The 22,663-nt window shown below is 50.3% G+C and carries 13 protein-coding genes; 8 read left to right on the plus strand and 5 right to left on the minus strand.

All coding sequences use genetic code 11. The annotated features are described in order from the left end of the window. Positions 1 to 72 precede the first annotated feature (72 nt). A complete protein-coding gene (locus PJDR2_RS10115) occupies positions 73 to 930 on the plus strand; it encodes a TolB family protein (RefSeq protein WP_015843572.1) in 858 nt (285 codons plus the stop codon). Between the two features lie 83 nt (positions 931 to 1,013). On the opposite strand, the gene PJDR2_RS10120 is transcribed toward PJDR2_RS10115, so the two are convergent. Continuing rightward, positions 1,014 to 1,901 carry a LysR family transcriptional regulator gene (locus tag PJDR2_RS10120; RefSeq protein WP_015843573.1) on the minus strand — a complete coding sequence of 296 codons (888 nt, stop codon included), beginning with the start codon at positions 1,899 to 1,901 and terminating at the stop codon, positions 1,014 to 1,016. Between the two features lie 168 nt (positions 1,902 to 2,069). Between PJDR2_RS10120 and PJDR2_RS10125 the strand changes: the two genes are divergently transcribed. From PJDR2_RS10125 to PJDR2_RS10135, 3 genes are read left to right on the plus strand one after another with little or no spacing between them, the layout of a single operon-like run. Beyond that, complete coding sequence (locus PJDR2_RS10125) at positions 2,070 to 3,209, plus strand: ABC transporter substrate-binding protein (RefSeq protein ID WP_015843574.1); 1,140 nt, start codon at positions 2,070 to 2,072, stop codon at positions 3,207 to 3,209. Beyond that, on the plus strand, positions 3,209 to 4,903 hold the full coding sequence (locus PJDR2_RS10130) for an ABC transporter permease (RefSeq protein WP_015843575.1): 1,695 nt from the start codon (positions 3,209 to 3,211) through the stop codon (positions 4,901 to 4,903). The genes PJDR2_RS10125 and PJDR2_RS10130 overlap by 1 nt, the downstream gene beginning before the upstream one ends. Continuing rightward, a complete protein-coding gene (locus PJDR2_RS10135) occupies positions 4,900 to 5,985 on the plus strand; it encodes an ABC transporter ATP-binding protein (RefSeq protein ID WP_015843576.1) in 1,086 nt (361 codons plus the stop codon). The genes PJDR2_RS10130 and PJDR2_RS10135 overlap by 4 nt, the downstream gene beginning before the upstream one ends. A 2,445-nt stretch (positions 5,986 to 8,430) precedes the next feature. Here the strand turns inward: PJDR2_RS10135 and PJDR2_RS10140 are convergent. The 3 genes from PJDR2_RS10140 to PJDR2_RS10150 all read right to left on the minus strand — a co-directional run bounded on the left by PJDR2_RS10140 (position 8,431) and on the right by PJDR2_RS10150 (position 11,474). Next, positions 8,431 to 9,150 (minus strand): cupin domain-containing protein, encoded by a 720-nt coding sequence (locus PJDR2_RS10140; protein ID WP_049790038.1) that lies wholly within the window; start codon positions 9,148 to 9,150, stop codon positions 8,431 to 8,433. A 68-nt stretch (positions 9,151 to 9,218) separates the two neighbouring features. After that, positions 9,219 to 10,478, minus strand: a complete 1,260-nt coding sequence (locus tag PJDR2_RS10145; protein ID WP_015843584.1) for an oxalate decarboxylase family bicupin — start codon at positions 10,476 to 10,478, stop codon at positions 9,219 to 9,221. Between the two features lie 111 nt (positions 10,479 to 10,589). Continuing rightward, on the minus strand, positions 10,590 to 11,474 hold the full coding sequence (locus PJDR2_RS10150; RefSeq protein ID WP_015843585.1) for a pirin family protein: 885 nt from the start codon (positions 11,472 to 11,474) through the stop codon (positions 10,590 to 10,592). A 324-nt stretch (positions 11,475 to 11,798) separates the two neighbouring features. Between PJDR2_RS10150 and PJDR2_RS10155 the strand changes: the two genes are divergently transcribed. Together PJDR2_RS10155 and PJDR2_RS10160 are read left to right on the plus strand one after the other, a co-directional pair. Beyond that, positions 11,799 to 14,915: a heparinase II/III domain-containing protein gene (locus tag PJDR2_RS10155; protein WP_015843586.1), complete on the plus strand. Its 3,117-nt coding sequence runs from the start codon at positions 11,799 to 11,801 to the stop codon at positions 14,913 to 14,915. 17 nt (positions 14,916 to 14,932) lie between these two features. Beyond that, the gene (locus PJDR2_RS10160; protein ID WP_015843587.1) at positions 14,933 to 16,087 is read left to right on the plus strand and encodes a glycoside hydrolase family 88 protein; all 1,155 of its coding nucleotides are present in this window, start codon (positions 14,933 to 14,935) and stop codon (positions 16,085 to 16,087) included. 92 nt (positions 16,088 to 16,179) lie between these two features. Here the strand turns inward: PJDR2_RS10160 and PJDR2_RS10165 are convergent, their stop codons facing one another. Continuing rightward, positions 16,180 to 17,043 carry a helix-turn-helix transcriptional regulator gene (locus PJDR2_RS10165; RefSeq protein WP_015843588.1) on the minus strand — a complete coding sequence of 288 codons (864 nt, stop codon included), beginning with the start codon at positions 17,041 to 17,043 and terminating at the stop codon, positions 16,180 to 16,182. A 118-nt stretch (positions 17,044 to 17,161) separates the two neighbouring features. On the opposite strand from PJDR2_RS10165, the gene PJDR2_RS10170 reads away from it, so the two are divergent. Together PJDR2_RS10170 and PJDR2_RS10175 are read left to right on the plus strand one after the other, a co-directional pair. Further along, positions 17,162 to 19,042, plus strand: coding sequence for a beta-L-arabinofuranosidase domain-containing protein (locus tag PJDR2_RS10170; protein WP_015843589.1), 1,881 nt, complete (start codon positions 17,162 to 17,164; stop codon positions 19,040 to 19,042). A 288-nt stretch (positions 19,043 to 19,330) separates the two neighbouring features. Then, entirely contained in the window at positions 19,331 to 22,651 is a 3,321-nt protein-coding gene (locus PJDR2_RS10175) for a hypothetical protein (RefSeq protein WP_265525125.1), read from the plus strand. The last annotated feature ends 12 nt before the right edge of the window (positions 22,652 to 22,663 follow it).

A 22,663-nucleotide genomic window follows, 5' to 3' on the forward strand; every position in this document is an offset into this window, starting at 1 on the left:
GCGCATTAGAAATCTGCTAGGATAGAGTTATCAGCACTTATCCATTCATCATACATAAGGGGAGAAGCGGAAATGGCGGAATCTGCGGGCATTACTAGCTTTCTTGAAACAGTGGATGTAGAAACCGGCGAGCGGAGCGTTCTGGCGACATTCGATTATCTAATCGAGGCGCCGAACTGGACAAGCGACGGCAAGACTCTTATTTATAACAGCAAGGGCCGGATTTACAGCTTTCATATCGAAGAGGGATCCAGCACGGAGATCCCGTCCTCGTTCGCCGTGCATTGCAATAACGACCACGTATTGTCTCCGGATAATATCCGTCTTGCTGTCAGCCACCATACGAGGGAAGACGGACAATCCCGTATTTATACCTTCCCGCTGGAGGGAGGGGATCCCGTTCTTGTCACGCCGATGGGACCCAGCTATCTGCACGGCTGGTCGCCGGACGGCCGAACTCTCGCTTATTGCGCGGAGAGAAAAGGACAGTACGATATTTATACGATACCGGCAATCGGCGGCGAAGAGACGCAGCTGACGAATACGCCGGGACTCGACGACGGTCCCGAATACTCGCCGGATGGCGGTTATATCTGGTTCAATTCCGTCAGAACTGGTCTTATGCAGGTATGGCGAATGAAGGCCGACGGCAGCGAGCAGACGCAAATGACGTTTGACGAGAGCAACAGCTGGTTCCCCCATGTGTCGCCGGACGGCAAGCTGGTTGCCTATATTACTTACCGGAAAGGCGATGTGGCACCGGGAGATCATCCGGCTAACAAGCATGTGGAGCTCCGTCTAATGGACAGCAATGGCGGAGAATACCGGACGCTTGTACAGCTGTTTGGCGGACAAGGGACGATTAACGTCAATTCCTGGTCGCCGGACAGCCGGAAGCTTGCCTTTGTCAGCTATCGTTTGGAATCCTAATTTGACTCAATAAAAAGCCGCTCTATCTCCGCCTTCTACAAGGAGGAGATAGAGCGGCTTTTTGCCTGTCTCCCTCAAGCCGGTTACAAGCAGGAATGCTTCATGAACTGGATGAAGGAGCGGACATGGAAAGCCATAATATCGGCCTTCCGGAAGGCTAGGCAAATATGGCGCTGCTGCACGTTTCCCGGCAGTTCGCGAAGCACCAGCTCCTTCGCCTGCACCTCTCTCGTCACGCTCCGCCAAGGCAGCATGCCAATGCCAATCCCGTGTTTGACAGATTCCTTGATCGTCTCGATCGCCCCAAGCTCCATGATAACCGTCCATTCCAGACCGTTATCCCTCGCCCATAGCTCGGACAATTCTCTGGAGGTTGAGCCGTGCTCATGCAGAAGGAAGGATTCATTCTTTAAATCTTCAACAAGGATGGTTTCTTTGTGGGCAAGCGGATGATTATAAGGCAGCACCAGCTTTAAATCGTCATCCGCCAGCGGAATAATCTCGAGATCGTCAAAAGGGCGGACGATCAGCGATACAACCGCGACATCAATCTCGAATTCTCTCAGCAGATTGATAACGGTACCGGCCTGCTTCACCGTCATTTGCGGCATGACCTTGTCGTATTTAGCTTGAAAGGCAGCCAAATAGGGTGGAAGGAAATAGGTAGCGGGCGTATAGCTTGCCCCTATTTTCAGATGCCCCCGGCCTTGCTCCCGGTGCTCCTTCATCAGTTGGCTGGATTCATCGAGCAAAGCGCAAATCCGCTTGGCGTAAGGCAGCAGGGTTTGTCCCGCATCCGTCAGCCGCAGCTGCCGGGGATGTTTGTAGAACAGCTCAACGCCAATCGATTCCTCTAGTTTTTTCAAATGAAAGCTGACCGTTGGCTGTTTAAGCTGCAGCTCGGCTGCAACCTCGGTTAAGGTAGACAGGCGTGCGGCATGGGCAAATACGCGAAGCTGCTGAATATTCATCTGGGGCTCATCTCCTTAACTCTTCTTGTCATACTATAGATAATTTCGATGAAGCTATCAATATGGATAGATGTTATTTAATATAACTTTATCATTCACTTAATCTTCCATTTACAATCCGTCGTTAATCTGAGAATGAAAGAAAAAGACATTGGAGGGGTAAGAGAAATGGCAAACGGATATAAAATGAAGGGTCTTATGCTTGTCAGCGTCTTGGCGGTAACGGCAGCACTATCGGCGTGCGGAAATAACGGCAATAATGAGGCTAATACTGCGGCAACAGGTAACGGCACAACGAATACTTCCGCAACAACGGAAGCAAGCACGGAGCCATCCGCGGATGCTGCCGCTAGCCCGGCTGCGGCGGATGCAAGCAAGGATGAGCCTCTCGTTGTATATTTGAATGACTTCGACGATATCGTAAAACCAATGTTCGAAGAGAAGACAGGCTATAAGCTGGAGATCGTATCCGGCAACGGCGCCGAGATCGCTTCGCGTATCGAAGCGGAAAAAGGCAACCCGCATTGGGATGTCGTATGGATGGACTCGATGCCAACCATCGACCAAATGGGTAAAAACGGACAGCTGCTCGACAACTGGACACCAAGTAATCTGGATGGATTGACGGATTTTGCGAAGACGGTTGTTCCCGCGAACGACACTTACTTCCCTACAGGCGCGCATGCCGCATCCGTTATCGTCTATAATACAAAAGCATTTGACGCAAACAGCGCTCCCAAAACATGGGATGACCTGCTTAATGCGAAATATAAAGGCGTAGTAGGCATGGCCGATCCTGCCGTTGCGGCACCTGCCTATCCGTTCGTTGCGTGGTTCTTCCAATCCAAAGGGATGGATCAAGGCAAAAGCTACTTCGAAGGCCTACTGAAGAACGGCGTTCATGTGTATCCGAAAAACCCTAACGTCGCTAAAGCGCTGACCGACGGCGAGATCAAAGCGGCAGCTCTTCAAGAAAGCAATGCTTACACGCTGAAAAATTCCGGCGAACCGGTTGATATTGTCTGGCCGGCAGAAGGCGCACCGGCATCGGTTCGCGTGGCAGCCATTCAAAAAGAGTCCAAGCATCAAGAAGCGGCAAAAGCATTCGTTGAATTCCTCCTTGATCCGGCAACCCAGCAGGCGCTTATCGATAAAGGCGACGAGAGCTATTTCGAGCCATCGGTAAAAGGCGTTAACGCAAAAGCCGACCGTGCGGCAGACGCGAAGCTGCTTGTAGCGGAAGCTGGCTGGGCGGGCGAGCATGAAGGCGAAATCAAACAATGGTTCGCGGATAACGCGGTGAAATAATGCTGCGACTTCGATCACAAGGAAACCGGACTGGCTGGCTCGTGCTGGCCGTCCTGTTTCTTCTTATTCTGCTGCCGCTTATTGCCGTCGTTATTCAGGTACTCCTGCCGGGAGTATTTTTTGGTCATTTCGAGCTTGGCGATTTATCTCTTTTGTTGGATGTATTCCGGCGGCCGCTTTGGTATGTTTCCCTGAAAAATTCGGTCATTCTTGGCCTTGGAACCACGGTGCTGGCCACTATTATCGGTACGGCCATTGCGATGGCCAGATCGAACTGGGCCTTCCGCGGCGCGAAGCTGCTTGATTTTGCCGTATGGATTCTGATTATTACGCCATCCTTCATTTTGGCGCAGGGCTGGGTTATGTTTGCCTCCGCCGACGGACTTGCCGCCAAGTGGCTGGGCTGGCATAGCCTGCATTCGTTTATTTTTCAGCCAATCGGGCTTATTGTCGTCATGACGCTCAGCAAGTTCCCGCTTGCTTATTTAACCGTCTATTCCGCGTTGGAGTGGAAGGTTGACCGGCTGAGCGAAGCCGCGCGGTTGTCCGGAGGGTCCAGTTGGACGGTATGGCGCACCATTCAGGCGCCGCTCCTGCTTCCGGCAATCTGTTCCGGAGCCATGCTTGTCTTTATGGATACGGTAGGCGACTTTGGTCTCCCCGCGTCCATCGCTACCATTTTCCGGTTTCCAACCTTGCCCTATTCGATTTATTCCGCATTGTACACGTCGCCGATCCGGTTCGATATGGCCGGGGCGTTATCGTTCTATCTCGTGCTGCTCATTGCCCTGGCGATGAGTGTTCAGTTATATGCCATGCGCAAGTCGCGTTATGATTTCCTGTCTTCGAGGGCAACGCGCTCAGAACCGAAGAAACCGCGTAAGGGCGGAATTTATCTCGTTATTGGCAATATCGTGTTTCTTGCCGTCGTAATCGGTATTCCGTTTGGCTCCAACCTGCTGATGTCTATTTCGGGCAGCTCGACCGCCGGCAAAGGGCGCGAGTTGACGTTCGAACATTATAAAGCTTTATTTGCCGGTAATAACCGCACGTTGCTGGAAGGTCTTGTCCATTCGCTGGAGATTGCGGCCGTAGCAGCCGTTATTGGTTTGTTAGTAGGATTCCTTGTCGCGTACGTTCTGACGTATTCGCAATTCAAGCTGCGCAAAAGCATTGACGTCATCTCGCTTGTCTCGCTTGCCGTACCCGGGATCGTGCTGGGGATCGGGTATATCTTCATCTGGAATCAAGCATGGCTTGAGAAGATTGGACTTCTGCTGTACGGAACGCCTTGGATTCTGATTCTGGCTAGCGTAGCCGGCGTGATTCCGGTTATTACGCGCGTAGTGGTCGGGGCAATGGCGAAGGTGCCGAGACAGCTGCTGTCGGCGGCACAGATGCAGGGGGCGTCGTTCAGCCAGAGAGTTACCACGATTCTGATGCCTCTAATAAAAGGGGCTCTCCTATACGCGGGTCTGGCCGCTTTTGGAGCAAGCGTATTTGATCTGGCGATCTCGTCCATTTTGTATCCGCCTAACTTTATGACGCTTCCGGTTGTTATTAACAAGGCATTCGAGGATCTCAAGTTTGGCTATGCGGCCGCGGCAACGCTGACCGGCGGGGGAATTGTCATCTTGATCATTGCCGTAATGGAAATGCTTATTAAACCTTCAAGAAAGCGGGTAAAATCATGACGAATACGATACTGGAAGTCGAACGGCTGGGCAAATCATTTGGTTCCCATACCGCGCTGCGGGATATCAATTTCTCGGTGAAGCAAGGTGAGATTATCAGCGTGCTTGGACCGTCCGGCTGCGGAAAATCCACGCTGCTCCAGCTGATTGCGGGCCTTCAGCAGCCGGACGAAGGCGAGATCCGCCTGCGCGGCGCAACGGTTGCGACGGTCTCCCGGCATGTTCCGCCGGAGAAACGCGGCATCAACATGGTATTCCAGGATTATGCGTTATGGCCGCATATGACGATCTATGACAATATCGCTTACGGACTCCGCAGGCAAAAGGCGGCGGCAGCCGCAATCCGCGAACAAATCGCGGAGCTGATAGCGCTGCTGCATCTGGAAGGGCTGGAGGATAGACTTCCGCCGCAATTGTCGGGCGGACAACAACAGCGGGTAGCAATAGCGCGTGCGCTCGCAACCAAACCGGATCTGCTGCTGCTTGACGAGCCGCTCTCCAATCTGGATATGCGGCTTCGCATCGAGATGCGCTCGGAGATGGCTTATTTGTTCCGTCAGCTCGGTACAACCGTGTTCCATGTTACGCATGATCCCGATGAGGCTTTTGCCATGGCCGACCGTCTCATGATTATGCGGGCCGGCGCCGTTGACCAGATAGACCGTCCGCAAATTTGCTACGACCGTCCGGCAACCCTGTCCGCAGCCATGCTGCTTGGAGCGGGCAATCGCTTAAAGAGCAAGCTGGTGCGGGAAGGGGAGCATACAACCGTACGGATTGCGGGACAAGAAATTGTAGGAACTTCGCCGGGCTCTCCCGAGGTTCAACGAACAGAGCTGGTTGATCTGCTGTTCCGACCGGATTCTGCCGAGTGGAAGTCCGTGACAACGGCTTCGGAGAACCAGCTGCCCGTCCATGTGCTCCACAGCGTATTCGAAGGGAAACGCTGGCGCGTGCTTGCGAAGACATCCGACGGACAGCCGATCTCCTTCCTGCATGACGAATACCTGGATGCGGGTGAAGAGGGCAACCTGCATATTAACGCTTCCGACGCGTTTGTGTATCCTCAGCAATCGGCATAAAGGCATAGCGGCAAAAGAATTTTCCGCCGTAAAGTGGTGCTCGAAGCAGCTCCAAGCACGAAATAGTGAGAATCTCCGCCTAATGCGCACGTTGCTCCTCACTAACTATGAGGCTGCCCTCACTATTACGCACAAATGCCCGCCCGAGGTACGTTTGAGCGCGAAAGCCCTCACTAATTAGTGAGTATCTTCACTATTGTGCAGAAATGCCCGTCCAAGGCATGTAAGAAGCGGAAAAGCTCACTAATAGTGAGCTTTTCCGCCGTAAAATGGTGCTTGAAGCAGGTCCAAGTACGAAATAGTGAGAATCTCCGCCTAATGTGCACGTTGCACCTCACTAACTATGAGGTTACCCTCACTATTACGCACAAATGCCCGCCCGAGGAACGTTTGAGCGCGGAAGACCTCACAAATTAGTGAATATCTTCACTATTGTGCAGAAATGCCCGTCCAAGGCATGTATGAAGTGGAAAAGCTCACTAATAGTGAGCTTTTCCACCGTAAAGTGGTGCTCGATGCAGCACCAAGCACGAAATAGTGAGAATCTCCGCCTAATGTGCACGTTGCTCCTCACTAACTATGAGGCTATCCCCACTATTTGCGCACAAATGCCTCGCCGAGGCAGGTTCGGAGCGGAAAAGCTCACTAATAGTGAGGCATTCAGCCGTAAAGTGGTGCTTGAAGCAGGTCCAAGTACGAAATAGTGAGAATCTCCGCCTAATGTGCACGTTGCACCTCACTAACTATGAGGTTACCCTCACTATTACGCACAAATGCCCGCCCGAGGTACGTTTGAGCGCGGAAGACCTCACTAATTAGTGAGTATCTTCGGCAGCACCAAGCACCAAATAGTGAGTATCTCCGCCTAATGCGCACGTTGCTCCTCACTAACTATGAGGCTATCCCCACTATTTACGCACAAATGCCCCGCCGAGGCATGTTCGGAGCGGAAAAGCTCACTAATAGTGAGGCATTCAGCCGTAAAGTGGTGCTCGATGCAGCACCAAGCACGACATAGTGAGTATCTCCGCCTAATGCGCACGTTGCTCCTCACTAACTATGAGGTTACCCTCACTATTACGCACAAATGCCCCGCCGAGGCAGGTTCGGAGCGGAAAAGCTCACTAATAGTGAGGCATTCAGCCGTAAAGTGGTGCTTGAAGCAGGTCCAAGTACGAAATAGTGAGAATCTCCGCCTAATGTGCACGTTGCTCCTCACTAACTATGAGGTTACCCTCACTATTACGTACAAATGCCCGCCCGAGGTACGTTTGAGCGCGGAAGACCTCACTAATTAGTGAATATCTTCACTATTGTGCAGAAATGCCCGTCCAAGGTATGTATGAAGTGGAAAAGATCACTAATAGTGAGCTTTTCCGCCGTAAAGTGGTGCTCGATGCAGCACCAAGCACCAAATAGTGAGAATCTCCGCCTAATGTGCACGTTGCTCCTCACTAACTATGAGGTTACCCTCACTATTACGCACAAATGCCCGCCCGAGGAACGTTTGAGCGCGGAAGACCTCACTAATTAGTGAATATCTTCACTATTGTGCAGAAATGCCCGTCCAAGGCATGTATGAAGCGGAAAAGCTCACTAATAGTGAGCTTTTCCGCCGTAAAATGGTGCTTGAAGCAGGTCCAAGTACGAAATAGTGAGAATCTCCGCCTAATGTGCACGTTGCTCCTCACTAACTATGAGGTTACCCTCACTATTACGTACAAATGCCCGCCCGAGGTACGTTTGAGCGCGGAAGACCTCACTAATTAGTGAGTATCTTCGGCAGCACCAAGCACGAAAAAGTGAGTATCTCCGCCTAATGTGCACGTTGCTCCTCACTAACTATAAGGCTATCCCCACTATTTGCGCACAAATGCCTCGCCGAGGCAGGTTCGGAGCGGAAAAGCTCACTAATAGTGAGGCATTCAGCCGTAAAGTGGTGCTTGAAGCAGGTCCAAGTACGAAATAGTGAGTATCTCCGCCTAATGCGCACGTTGCTCCTCACTAACTATGAGGTTACCCTCAGTATTACGTACAAATGCCGGCCCGAGGTACGTTTGAGCGCGGAAGACCTCACTAATTAGTGAGTATCTTCACTATTGTGCAGAAATGCCCGTCCAAGGCATGTATGAAGCGGAAAAGCTCACTAATAGTGAGCTTTTCCGCCGTAAAATGGTGCTCGATGCAGTACCAAGCACGAAATAGTGAGAATCTCCGCCTAATAGGCACGTTGCTCCTCACTAACTATGAGGCGATCCTCACTATTTGCGCACAAATGCCTCGCCGAGGCAGGTTTCAGCGTGGAAAGCCTCACTAACAGCGAGTCTAGCCTCACTATTAATGAAAATGCTTCCCGAAGGTTGTATTGGTACGGAAAAGGGGGTGTCCCATCGTCATATTCATGACATATGGGACACCCCCTTTCGTTAACACCACAAGTGCGGGTTAGAAGAAATAGGGAGGGTTGGGCTGCTGGAGATAGCCGAAGGCTTGCGGATAATGCTGTTGCTGTTGCTGCTGCTGTGGATAGTGCTGGGGTCGAAAGGGACCAAATGGGCCATAGTTCTGAGGTTCATTGGGATAGGGCAAATAGGGCGGCTGCGCTTCCGGCTCGCGTATCATTTGCTGCGGCTGGCAATTGGCAGGAGGGCCAATGAATGTCGTATCCGTAATGGGCGCCAGCGTTTCTTTGACCATTTGCTCGTTCAGGCAGTAAGTATGGGCGAGAACACCGGGAGGCGTCAGGCGCAGCATATCGGAATAACCGATAAACTCCGGCACCGGCGCGTCAAAGATCGCAAGCAGATGGGTGTTATCTACCGTTGCGATTTCGTAATGGGGCCAGCCTTGCGGCACGTTGGCGACTTGACCGGGCGCTATCGGGAAGTTTAGCAGCTTTTTCGTAAACGGATTAATGATCGATACAACAGCCGAACCGGAAATGCAATAGACCAGCTCGGTAGCGTTCTGATGAATATGCGGTTCAACTACATTCGAACGGCTGAGGTAAATATCCAGCAAGGAAACATTGCCTAGCGTATTTAACTGTTCAATCGACAAAGTATTGATGAAGTTGCGATTGTCTTTCTTGAACGTTGTGTTTGTGTTCACGTCGTACCAGAACTGCACGTTAGGGGAAGTAAAGTCCATATAGGATACCGCCACTAGCTCTCCGCCTTTCCAGAATCTAGACTAATGGGATATCCTATGCATTCGCCCGGAACGACGTTCGCCTATTTCAAATAAGACTTGCCCGGGTACTTCACAACCGGCCACTTCTCCTTGCGCAGCGCGTTCAGAAGCTCGGGTCCAACATGCAGATTATCCCTTATCAGATCCCTTGGCGTAAGCGCCATCCATTGGTTGAGGGATACGTCCATAAATCGGTCGCTTTTAAACATTTCCAGAAACCATAAAGACTCGTCGCCGGTATTCTGAATGTAATGCCCATAAGCAAACGGCACGTAACCGACATCCCCCGCCCGGTAATCAAAAGTTCTTGCAGCCCCGTTCCCGGCAAAAACCGTCATCCGTCCTTGTCCGGTTAAATAATATTGCCATTCATCATTGTTTGGATGCCAATGCAGCTCCCGCATAGCACCGGGCTTAATCTCGACAAGCGCTGCGGCAATCGTTTTGGCGGCATGAAAGTTGGTGGAGTCGGCAATCCGTACCGTACCGCCGGGCGTTACGATAGGCGTCTGGGCAAGAAGGCGGTATTTGAAGCTCTGAGGTACCGTGCCGTAAGGCGAGTGGACTTGTTGGCTTTCGATGGAGCCGGGTACTTCATCCTGGAAAATATAAAGCTGATCCGTCGGGATCGAATCAAAGGCCGATTCCGTTACGCCAAAGTTGGCGCATAATACATCTTTTGGCGTATGGGCGAACCAGTCGGAGATCGACAGCGTATTCAGGTCGGAAAATTTGCCGTCGTCAAAAACAAGCAGGAACTCGCAGCCATGCTCAAGCCCTTGTATGGAATGCGGCAGCCCTGCAGGAAAAAACCATAAGTCGCCTGCTTCAACGTCCGCGATAAAATTGCGCCCGTCCTGGTCGACGGATGTAATCCTCGCGCTTCCCCATATCATGTAAGCCCACTCGGATTGCTGATGCCAATGCAGCTCGCGAACGCCGCCGGGCGTCAGATACATGTTTACGCCGGCAAGCGTTGTGGCTATCGGCATTTCGCGCTGCGTAATCTCGCGGGACCAGCCTCCCTGATTGAGCTGCATATGCGTATCTGAGAACGAAAATTTCAGGTTTGGCACCAATCCGTAATCGGTTATCGGAGGGCGAAGCATATTGGGATTCTCCAAGTCCCTCATTATATCCCGCGGACCTAAGTCAGGGCCTCCCGCGCAATCGATTGGCCGGTAAGGCTGAGGCACGGCAAACGGCTCGCTTTTTCCATCCTTCGCGTCAGGAGATACGTTGGAAGCAGCGGGCTGGTTATTGGAAGCATTGGCATTGCTGCCGGCGTTCGAGTCGTTCATTCCTTTCCCTCCTATATAAGCTCTTCAAGCATGCATATGACGGAAGGGTTGGTTATTATGAGGCAGGCTGGCAGAAAAAAAGCCGGGCAATCTGCCCGGCAGTCATGCTTTTTAGAATTCGGCTGGTCCCATTTTACCGTCCTGGAAGTCAACAAAAGCCTGGAATACTTCCTGACGGCTGTTCATGACAAACGGTCCTTGCTGGAAGACCGGCTCATCGATTGGTTCACCGCTCAAAACGATTACAAGCGTATCGTCGGTCTGACCTTCAATCTGAATGGTTCCTGCTGTATTGGTGAAGAGGACAAAATCTCCTTCAGCGGCTTTCCGATCTCCGTTAATGATGGCACTGCCTTTCAATACCATCACCGCCGTATTGTAGGATGCCGGGAGCTCGACGCTTGCTTGGCCGCCGGCTTTAAACGAGATATCAAACAGATTAACCGGCGTGAAGGTTTGAGCAGGGCCTGTTATGCCGTTGAAGCTGCCGGCGATGACGCGAACCGTACCGCCGCCGTCGGGAAGCTCCGAATATCCCATATCCGATTTGAGCAGCTCCTGATATTTCGGTGCATGCATTTTGTGCGCGCGGGGGAGATTGATCCACAGCTGAATGATATGGAATAAACCGCCTCGCCGGGAGAAGTTTTTTTCATGATATTCTTTGTGCAGCAGACCGGAGCCTGCCGTCATCCATTGCACGTCCCAGGGGCCGATAATCCCGTGATGGCCTGTGTTGTCATGATGCTCGACGTAACCGTCGTAAGCGATGGTTACGGTCTCGAATCCGCGGTGCGGATGGGCGCCAACGCCTTTAACCTCATTGCTTTGCGGGAAAACAAACGGCGCATTGTAATCCATCAGGATAAAGGGACTAAAGCGCTCGCCGAAGTTCGTGCCGCCAGGGAAATAATTCGATACCCGGAAGCCGTCGCCGACCATATGGATTGGAGCCCCGTGATATACGCCTTCTACTGCCCGGAATGTTGTTGTCATAATTGAAGCAACTCCTTATATGTGAATTTTGTTGCTGAATAATTATCTTAATTTAAAGATATTATACTATAAAAAAGTAAGTGTGTAAAGAGGGAGGAATTTTCGCTTCAAAACTAGTTATTATTTTTGTATTGTTTGTTTATTATTCATTCCATGTCAAAATTTTTTTATACATAGTTATGTATAAATGTTTAAGTTGTAAAGTGCATCGAACAGTAAAACATCTTAAAAACCCGCACATATTCATCAAGTAATCGCATTTGTTTGTACCTTGCTCCGTGCTACCCTTGTGGGGTAACGATAGAAAGAGTGGAGGCGAACAGGATGACGGGAGTAACTCCGAGAGAGCAATTGAAAGAGCTGGTTGATCAAGCAATACACCTGCTCGTATCGGAAGGGAATTATTATACGGATGGGGCAAAGCTTGCCCTCATGGATATGGTTAAGGCTGCGGAACAAGCGCTGCAAGGGCAAGAGCAGGTACCGTTTATCCGAAACCGGGAATTTATAGCTCCGTCTTCCGAGGGGGCTGTTCGGTTTGCCCATAAGCGGTTCACCATGGTTCCTTCCTATAATCCGGGAGCGAAGATCTATCAATCGTATGGTCTTGAGCCAGCCTTAGCCTGGTTTGAGCAGCAAGATATGCGGAGGGAAGAAGAACAGACACTTGCCGAGAAGGCTGAATTTGTAGTGGAAAAGGCAAGATCACTGCTGGATGGTGCCGAAGTTGGAAGCGGGATCGGACAATACGATGCTGCCGCTAGAGAAGCCTTGATTCAGGCCATCGAACAAGTGGAACAGGCATCTTCCGCCGGTTCGCTGTCGGATAAAGATCTGTTGGCACAGGCTATCGTACAAGGCTTCAACCGGATAAGAGAGCTGCATTACTCCAAAGTACTGCGGACGGATATCGAATCCGAATCCTCGCTTTATCTTACGAAGGAGCAGCTGCTTGAGGTGAAGGGCAATGCCGAGAACGATCCTCTCATTAAGGCACTTGCTAAACAAATAAAGCAGAATGCAGACAGCTATAGTCTGGCGTACATCGAGAAGGCATCTGAGCTGATCATGCAGGATGAAAATGATTATGACGAGATCAATAAGCATTTTTACGTTTGGAGCACGACCGATAAAATCGTCAATTTCATTGCGCCCGAGAAGGCTGTTACAGCAGAATTGGCCTTTATTCTTCCATCGATAGAGAACGAGCAAGACGGGCTTGGCCATGTATGGATCGACAATTTGGATATTTTGTCCGCAAGCGGCGGGAGCTTCGACATTTGCAACAATGGGTTTGATGAGGGCAGCAGCTGTCCCGATTATTGGCGCACGGAAGCTCGCAAAGGCATTCCCATTATGAAATGGGAAGATCGTTATCCTTACTGCGGAGGCGGAAGCCGGACCGGTCAGGATACGGCGAATCCATCGTCTCAGGCGGCTTTTACCTATAAGGAAAATACAGCTTTCCATTCTCTCTATCTCTGTAATCCAACGGGAGAGGATGAAGCGGCGTGGGTCTATGATGGCGAGTTTAGTGTTCAAGGCGGGATCGGCTATACGCTGACGTTCGCGGCCAAGATTGACGGCAAGCTGAAGCAGGGATTAAAGACGTTGATTGTCTTTAAGGACGAGAACGGCCAGGAGCTGGAAAGGTTCGACTACCTCTTCAACCGCAAATCCTCGCTACCTAATGGCTGCTTCCAACTGACAATGCAATGCGATGCGATTCAATATGCGTTTACCAAACATAGGGAATACGCAATGAAGGCGAAGCATGCACTTCTCTATACCTTGAATGATTTCTGCCAAGGTGCTGAGCATTGGCTGATCACCAATCTAAGACCGCAGGGCAGCGATTCTTATGGAGCCGTACAGGGCGGGCGGCTGCTCTGCAGCGCGGCCGTTACTTACTCGATGATTAAGGAAGCGGCCGTGTTCACTGCCGAGGAGAAGACACGGTTGTACGCCATGGTGGAGTATTTGCTGCGGTACATGATTGATTTGCGAGACCGCACGGAGTTGTCTCCTTATGATGCGCAGTATGGCAGCGGCAACTGGCAGACCGATATGTGCGCGGGTACGGCGTATATGATGCTAGTGCTGGATGATTTCCCGAATCGAAAAACATGGCTCTACAACGCGCATGTTGTCCTTCATGCTCAGCTGATGCAGACCGTAAATCCGGATTCTTCATGGCCGGAGTCGATTCGGTATCATCATGCGGCACTTGAACGATTCGCTGGCTATGCGAAAGTAACCAGACACATGATGGGTGAAAATTGGTTCCAAGACACCCCGCTCGCCAGCATGTTTGGGTTCAGCCTGCGAACGCAAACCCCGGCTTACCGATATTTCGATAACCGCATCGGCACACCGCCGTTTGGCGACCATGCTCTGAGCGGCGGCGCGGAGTTCGGCAGCTTCGGCCCTTACATCGGCGATATTGAGCAGTTAGACAAAGAGCTGGCCGATCGGATGTACCACACCTGGAGGCTGGCCGGCAAACCATTCAAGAAACTATGGGGTGAAGGCATTGTCCTTGATAATTTGCTAGGCAAAGGTGATTCGTATGAGCCGGAACATCCGCTCAAGCTGGACTCTATCAATGACCTCGTCCATGCGGGCATTTACATTTTCCGTAACCATATGGATTCTGAGCGGCAGAGCTATATGGCCATTATGTCCAGCCCGGAGCCGATTGGCCATGGCCATTTGGATCAAGGTTCCTTCGTACTGTACAAGGACTCGATTCCGCTTGTAATGGATTCGGGCATTGAAGGGTATTTCGACAGCAGCACCAGTTGGCATATCAGCTCCTATTCCCATGCGTGCATGCAATTTGCAACGAAACGTACGCAAGTGGATAAGAGCGGGCAAGGTGCTATTAATCTAACCGCAGGCACGTACAGTCTGGAGCGGGGCTGGGTCGATGTTCCCCGGGTGAGCCGAGTGCTTGACTCCCAAATTGGCGGAGATGTTGAGCAAATCACCATTGAGATTGCTAATCCGGAAGGGGAAGGCAAGCATATCCGTCATATCCGGTACTACAAACGATATGACCTCTATCTGATTCAAGATAAGGTAGAAGGCTACGACGGCGAGCTGTTGTTTAACCTGCCTGTAGCAGCCAAGCACTCGGAAATAGAGGGGAATCGAGTGTACTCCAGCGGTATTTATGATGTGGATCTTGAGACGGTATTCCTTAGTCCGGTGAAATCCATGAGGATTGAAAAAGGCCGCTCGACACCGGTCTTCGACTGCGGGGATACCTGCATGATGGATTATATAAGAGCTAAGGCAGATGCGAAGGATGGATTTACGGTTCTGCTGTATCCAAAACGGGCAGATGAAAAACGGCTCGAAGTATTTCTGCAACAAAATGGACTTGTACAGGCAAAGATTCAAAACGAGCTGCTAGAGCTTGATATTGCGCACGAATAGTAGAGAGGACGATAAAGATGCTGCAGACGAACGATCAAGTATGGTTGAACCAGGTCATTGATAAGATCAGAACGAAGATGGATTGGGTAAGCGAGAAATCCCGCAACAAGATTCCTTATACCACGATTAACGGAACGCATGATGACCGGGCAGTAGATAACCCATCAGGATATGATACAGACGGCATTAATTGGTGGACGAACGGCTTCTGGGGCGGCATGATGTGGCTGATGCATCATGAGACGGGCAACGAGAAGTATAAGGAGATTGCAGGGATGTCGGAAGCGAAGCTGGATCAATGCTTCCATGACTATACAGGGCTTCATCATGATGTTGGATTTATGTGGCTGCCGACAAGCGTGGCCAATTACCGGGTAACGGGAAATCTTGAATCTCGAAAAAGAGCCATGCATGCTGCCAATCTATTAGCTGGCCGATTCAATCTGGCAGGCGGATTTATCCGGGCATGGAATGATCTGGACGAAGGAGATACGCGCGGCTGGGCGATTATTGACTGCATGTTTAACATCCCGCTGCTTTATTGGGCAACAGAAGAAACGGGAGATCCGCGCTTTAAGCAGATTGCGATGAAGCACGCAGATACAACCATGTCGGCCTTCGTTAGACCGGATGGGTCCGTTAATCATATTGTTGAATTTGATCCGTTCGAGGGTGGAGTTGTTCGTACCTATGGCGGTCAGGGTTATGAAGAAGGCTCCTCTTGGACAAGAGGCCAGACTTGGGCGATGTACGGCTTCATGATGAGCTACATCCATACGGGCAAAGAAGAATATTTGGCAACAGCCAAGCGGATTGCGCATTATTTTATCGCGAATATTCCGGAAAACGGCATTATCCCGATTGATTTCAGACAGCCGAAGGAGCCGGCCTACGAGGACTCGACGGCTGCGGCTATTGCGGCATGCGGTTTCATAGAGATTGCGAAGGCAGTTGGCGAGCATGAAAAGGACTTGTACGTTGGAGCTGCTGTTAAGCTGCTGCGCGCGCTGGACGAATCGAGAAGCGACTGGACGGATAACTCGGATTGCATTCTAACGCATGGCTCAGCGGCTTACCACAACAATAACCGGCATACGGCCATTATTTACGGCGATTATTATTTCATCGAAGCGGTCTTCAAGCTGAAAGGCAATGATTTATACCTTTGGTAGAGCATCAACGTTACTGTGTCAGAATTTTTGAATTAACATAAGAAAAACAAGCTGTCTCAGGGTCCAGACGGACTAGGCTGAGGCAGCTCTTTTTACGTTTTATAGATTTGCCGGAGGAAGGAAGAAGGCGGTTCTCCAAACGTCTTCTTAAATACGCGTGTGAAATAGAAGGGATTCTGGTAACCCAGCCGTTCGCTGATCTGTGCAATAGTAAGAGACTCGGAGCTGCGCATGAGCTCGACGGCCTTATTCATTTTCAGTCGGGTATGGGTTTCCACAATGCTTTGACCGGACGCTTTGCTGAAAGCAGCGGAGATATAACTGTAGTTCATATTGAGCTGTTGTCCAAGATGATTCGCATCGAAGGGTTGATCGACATGTGCGGATAAATAATTCATCACCTGTTCTACCAGACGGGAGGCAGATCTATGACGGCTGTCGGAAGTGAACGTTAGAGCATGAAAATCGAGAAGAAATTGATAAACGCTGATGCTAAGTCGGGTCATTCTTTGGCTGGTCCACTGCGAGGATTCCTTGAGAAGAGAGGAGAGCCTTTCTTCCGTTCCTGGCGGAGCTTGTCCGTGCTTGGGAATGGCAACGTGATGCTCATAATGTTCGGGAGCAAAATATTCAGGCTCCGGCAGCGGCGCTTTCTCTTTATATTCAATATGTGCATCGATTCTGTTCGCAAAGTGAATCCAATACCATGCGGTGCCCGCAGGCGTATCCGGAAGCCCCCAGTGGTGGCGGCCTTTCTCCAAGAACATATACTCTCGTTCACCAACGGTATAAGAACAACCCTCTTCAATGACATGCATGGCTCCTTGGGAGACATAAAGAAACACATCATAGTCGAGGATTCGATCAGGATGGGTGTAGAGCTGATCGGTACGGTTCCAGCCGATATCCCTTACTAGTGGAAAACGGTCTGCGGTAAGCAGAAAAGATGTGTTCACTTTCTCTCTCCTTTTACACAAAAAAAGTATAGGAAATACAAATTATCGTGCATGTTACTGAAATTATAAGAGATTTAAAATAAATTATATCACAAAAAAAGTGCTGGAGGTTTTTGGCGTGAATGATCTTATCATTGGCTCCGTGAAGCTGGGCGACGGACCGTTTAAGGCAAGATTTAACCTGAATAAGAACTATATCATGAGCTTAACGAATGAAAATTTGCTTCGGAGCTTTTATCTGGAGGCCGGGTTATGGAGTTACAGCGGGAACGGCGGAACAACTAGCGCAACAACAACGAGCATGAATGGACCGGAGCATTGGCATTGGGGATGGGAATCGGTTACTTGTGAGCTTCGTGGGCATATCATGGGACATTGGTTGTCGGCAGCAGCCCAAATATATGCTCAAACCAGTGATGCGCTTGTGAAAGCGAAGGCCGATTATATCGTGGAAGAATTGGTGCGCTGTCAGGAGGCGAATGGCGGAGAATGGCTGGCGGCTTTCCCGGAGTCGTACATGCATCGGATTGCCAAAGGAAGCTTTGTCTGGGCGCCGCATTATACAATCCACAAACTGCTGATGGGCTTGTATGACATGTACGCGATTGCAGGAAATGAGCAGGCGCTGCGTGTCATGCGTGGAATCGCGGATTGGTTTTACAAGTGGACGGGAAATTTCTCGCAAGAAGAGATGGATGAATTACTGGATCTCGAGACCGGAGGGATGCTTGAGGTTTGGGCTGATTTGTATGGGATAACAAAGGAAGATAAGCATCTTAACCTCGTGAAAAGGTATGATCGGAGGCGATTTTTTGATGCTTTGCTGGAAGGGCAGGATGTACTGACCAATAAACACGCCAATACGCAAATCCCAGAAATCCTCGGTGCAGCGAGAGCATGGGAGGTAACGGGGGAAGATCGCTATCGCCGCATTGTGGAAGCCTTCTGGCGCTTAGCAGTAACGGATAGAGGATATGTCGCGACAGGTGCAGGCGATAACGGTGAGTTATGGATGCCGCGGGGAGAGATGGGCTCACGTCTTGGGGTTGGCCAGGAGCATTGCTGCAATTACAACATGATGCGTCTTGCCCATGTGCTGCTGCGCTGGACCGGCGATCCGGCTTACGCGGATTATTGGGAACGAAGGTTCTATAATGGGGTGCTTGCTCATCAGCATGGGGATACGGGTATGATCTCCTATTTTCTTGGGATGGGAGCGGGCAGCAAGAAATCATGGGGCACTCCAACCCAGCATTTCTGGTGCTGCCACGGTACCTTAATGCAGGCGAATGCCGCATATGAGTCTCAGATTTTTATGGAGGACGAGAACGGCATCGCGATCTGTCAATGGATTCCTTCTGAGCTTCAGCTGTCCCGTGCGGATGGCAATCTTCGTATTCGGATCGAACAAGACGGCCAATATGGGGTGTATCCGCTAAACAACTGGTCAGTAAAAGGGATGACGGCGATAACGAAAGTGGATATGCCGCCTATTCCCGAGCATCGTCCTGACCGGTTTGTTTATACGGTAACGATTGGACTGGAGCATGCCTCGACCTTTGAATTAAAGCTTCGCTTGCCATGGTGGCTGAGCGGGCCACCCGTTATTCGGGTAAACGGATCACAAGTCGAGCAAAATGAGGCGAAGCCATCTTCCTATACCGCCATTGCGAGGGAGTGGAGCAATGGTGATGTGGTGACGGTAGAGCTGCCTAAGACGTTAACCATGGAACCTTTGCCTGGGGATACCGGTACCTATGCCTTCTTCGACGGTCCAATCGTTATGGCAGGATTGACAGAAGAAGAGCGCACTTTATATGGGGATATCCTTCAGCCGGACAGCTTGCTGACTCCCGATCGCGAACGCAACCATAGCTGGTGGAATCCCGGCTGCTATCGCACGAAGGAACTTGACCGAGGTTTCCGGTTCATTCCGTTATATGAGATTAAAGATGAGGCGTATTCGGTTTATTTTCCGGTAACCGCCGTTACTAAATAAGATTTGTACGGATTAACAGCGAAGAAGCAGGGAGAGCTTCGCTGTTTTTTTATTTGCAGCGAACAACTGAAAAAACCGCACGAGAAGGTTAAGAAAACCGCATAGGAAGGGGCTGGAAGCTATGCTAATGTGGTAAGAAATTAGCAAGCTTCGCATGCTTTAATTATTCCCCCTCTTACTAACTAAGGATGGAGTGAGCGTATGTTATCCAGTATTAATTTACTTACAGATTGGCAGGTTCTTGAACCAAGAAGCAGCTCGGGCTATGGCATGAGGAATGGGATACGTATGACTTATCCGGCACCTGATGGTGCGGTAGGCTGGTATCCGATCGGCTTTGAACGAGGTAATGATTCCGCGCTTGACGTGATGAACTGGGATAGCTTGAAGCTGGTTGTCCATTCCAATGCGGAAGAGATTGAATTAGCTGTGAAAGCTGAATTTGCGGATAACCGCAGTATCTTTGCGCATGCTTCACTTGCCGGTGAAGGTTATCATGAGGTGAAGATCAAGCTTACGGATTTTGAATTGGAGCATTCCAAGAGCAATATATGGCGCTTCCTAACCGCAGTCGAGCTTCAAGGAAATGCCGAGCTTATCTCGGCTAAGCTGCAGCGGGGCGAAACCATTGCCGTTGTGACCGGGGTGCTGGGCAAATCCGCGGGGCAAGACGGAACAGCATCTTACGAAATGACGGTGCTTAATTGCACGGATCGCAAGCAAAACGTTGCGGTGAAACAGATCTTCCAGGGCTGGGAGTCATTAGTTGCCGAGATTACTCCAAAACGGTTTATTTTACCGGCAGGTGGTCAGCAGGATATAACGGTAAAGGTTCTCGTTCATGATGCGATGGTGCCTGGCGGCCATGAGGCTACACGTCTCCAATTTATTGCCAACGGTGATGGCAGCAGCAGCGTAGAGGTTGAGTTCAAGACACTGCGGAAGCTTGAGCATCCCTATATTTATCACAACAAACAGCAATGGGAAGAAACAAAAGCGAAGATTGATCGTTACCCTCAGTTCAAAGCGGGGTATGACCAAATCATCGCTGATGCAGAAGCCTGGATCGTCAAGCCTCCATTGCCCCTTGAGGAACGAGATTATTGCTACGATACACACGAAGAGCATAATATCATGTCTGCTGCGTATGCCTATGCGCTGACAAAGGAGCGGAAATACGCCGAGAAAGTCGCGGCGTTCTTGCGTTATTTCATCGAAGAGGAGACCGGATATCCGAAGAAGAAAAAGGGCTGCAGCCAAAGTTATGTGCAGGAGGGGCATTTCTTCCAGCATCTTGCTATTCCCTACGACATTATTTATGATGCTGGCGTTCTGACAGAGAATGAACATCAAGGCGTAGAAAACGTATTTCGTATTTATATGGATATTCTCGATCGCCATATTCGAAATGGTCATATATCAAACTGGCTTTTATCCGAAATTACGGGGGCGTTCTATTGTGCGCTTGCCATTGAGGATATGGACCGTGCGCTCAGGTTTCTAGATGGTCCGGGCGGGATCATCCAGCAGTTCAGATTCGGCGCCTTTAACGACGGCTGGTGGCATGAATGCTCCGTTGGCTATAACGTATGGGTATCTTCCATGATGATTCATGTGGCTCATGCGCTGCTGCCTTTTGGCATTAATCTGCTGCATACTCACTTCCCGATATCGTATAGCGATGAAGTGAATAGTACGTATAATGGCGAGCCTGCAGCCTTTCGCTTCGGAATGTACAACAAGAAGTGGGGCGGTAATCTGAAGAGTTATATCTGTATTAAGGACATGTTTGATGCGACCATTCCGTTCCTGGATTACCGGGGCGTCTTATTTGGAATCAGCGATTCGGACGAGAAAAAGCTGGAAGGTGTCCATTTTGGCTCAACATTTGACCTCGCCTACACCTATTATAAAGATCCGGAATATATCCCGATTATTCGCCAGAACAGTTATGCCGATCCCATCTTCGGACACGGCGAGCTGCCCGACTATGAATCGAAATACAAGAAGTATAACGCTTATGCGGACAACGTTGGAGTAGCCATGCTTCGCAGCCAGACGGTGGGCAGGGAGCAAGAGGATCAGATTCAAGCGGTGGTCAGGTATGGTTCCCACGGCTATGCCCATGGTCATTTCGATAGAACCGGCCTGCTGTCCGTCATGCGTTACGGACGGAGTTTCTTTAATCCGGAACATGTCTGGTGGGGCTACGCCCATTTCATGTACAAATTTTACGTGCAAAATTCAATCACGAAAAATATGGTCGTTGTAGACGGGAAAATGCAGGTGCCGAGCGACTCCAAACGTCTTCTCTTTTATAGCGGGGAGGCGCTGCAAGCCGTTGCGATCGAGACGAACTCGCATTGGTCCTATCCGCCTTACGGCGGTATGGTCTACAAAGACAACGAAACGCTCACGGAACGTGCCGAGCTGAACCATTCCTGGCTGCCAAGGCTTGAGAATAATCCTGGACATGGCATGCTATCGGAATTTACGGAACCGATTAAACAGAAGCGTGTCATGGGTGTGCTTGATGATTACATCGTGCTGTTTGATTATGCAGAAGGCGAGCAGGAACATCAGTATGACAGCTTATTTCAAATAAAAGGCTACCAAGGTCTAAAGGCAAATGATGTGCAATGGGTGAAGCATACAAGCCAGCTAACGACCAATCCATTAGCAGACGGGCAATTCGTTACCGATTGCAGCTGGTATGAGGTGTCAGGAACGAGCAAGGCGAGCTTTGTAACGATTTTTGGAGAAGGCGAGGACCTGCGGGGTACTCGGTCTTTCCACAACACACCCGGACTATTAAAAATGGATGTGCATACCGCTTGGCCGCAGCAATCGACTCAAATCATCGGCAGAGCGGCGGAAGATCATGGTTACATGATCCCTCTTAAATACGCAGTTGTCGTAGATGGCGAGACGAAAGCATCTGAACAATTTAATGCATGGTTGATTAGCGATGGGACTTGCGAGGTCGATGTCAAAGGGGCAGCCCAGCTGCAGCTTCGCGTACATAACGGTCCGGTCTATACCGAACAGAGATATCCATACAAGACCAAGCAAGGATTGTTCTGGGGCGAGGCTTATCTCGTCTTGGCTGATGGATCCATAAGAAGTTTAAGTGATCTGGAGCTGCTTCGCGAGAATATCGATTCAGGTTATGGCATTGGCAAGGATTACGAAGGCGGACGAGTAACCATCGTTGGCCATGAATATCCGAATGCAGTGCCAACAAGCCCGATTAATCATGAGCAAGAAGGGATTATTACGCTTGATCTTACGGGGCTAGATGCGGTTCGTTTCATTGGACGGATTGGCGCAGACGCCTTTCCGGGTGATGAAGCGCAGCGCCGCAAAACATATGCCGTGCGGATTAACGGGAAGATCGGCCGATATACAACGATTGTGGAACCATTCGAGACAGGCAGCATGATCGAGTCCGTGAACGCGACGGATGCGGATTCGGTAACGGTTCATTTGAAGGATGGCAGAACCCAAGTCATTACCGTTCATGACATTGCCCATGACAACCAGACCCTTCAATTGGATGAATATCGGGATGGGAAAAAGATACGACAGGAGACGGCATCGGGCAAATAGGAAATCAGATAT

Source organism: Paenibacillus sp. JDR-2, assembly GCF_000023585.1.
In the GTDB taxonomy this organism is placed as follows: Bacteria; Bacillota; Bacilli; order Paenibacillales; family Paenibacillaceae; genus Pristimantibacillus.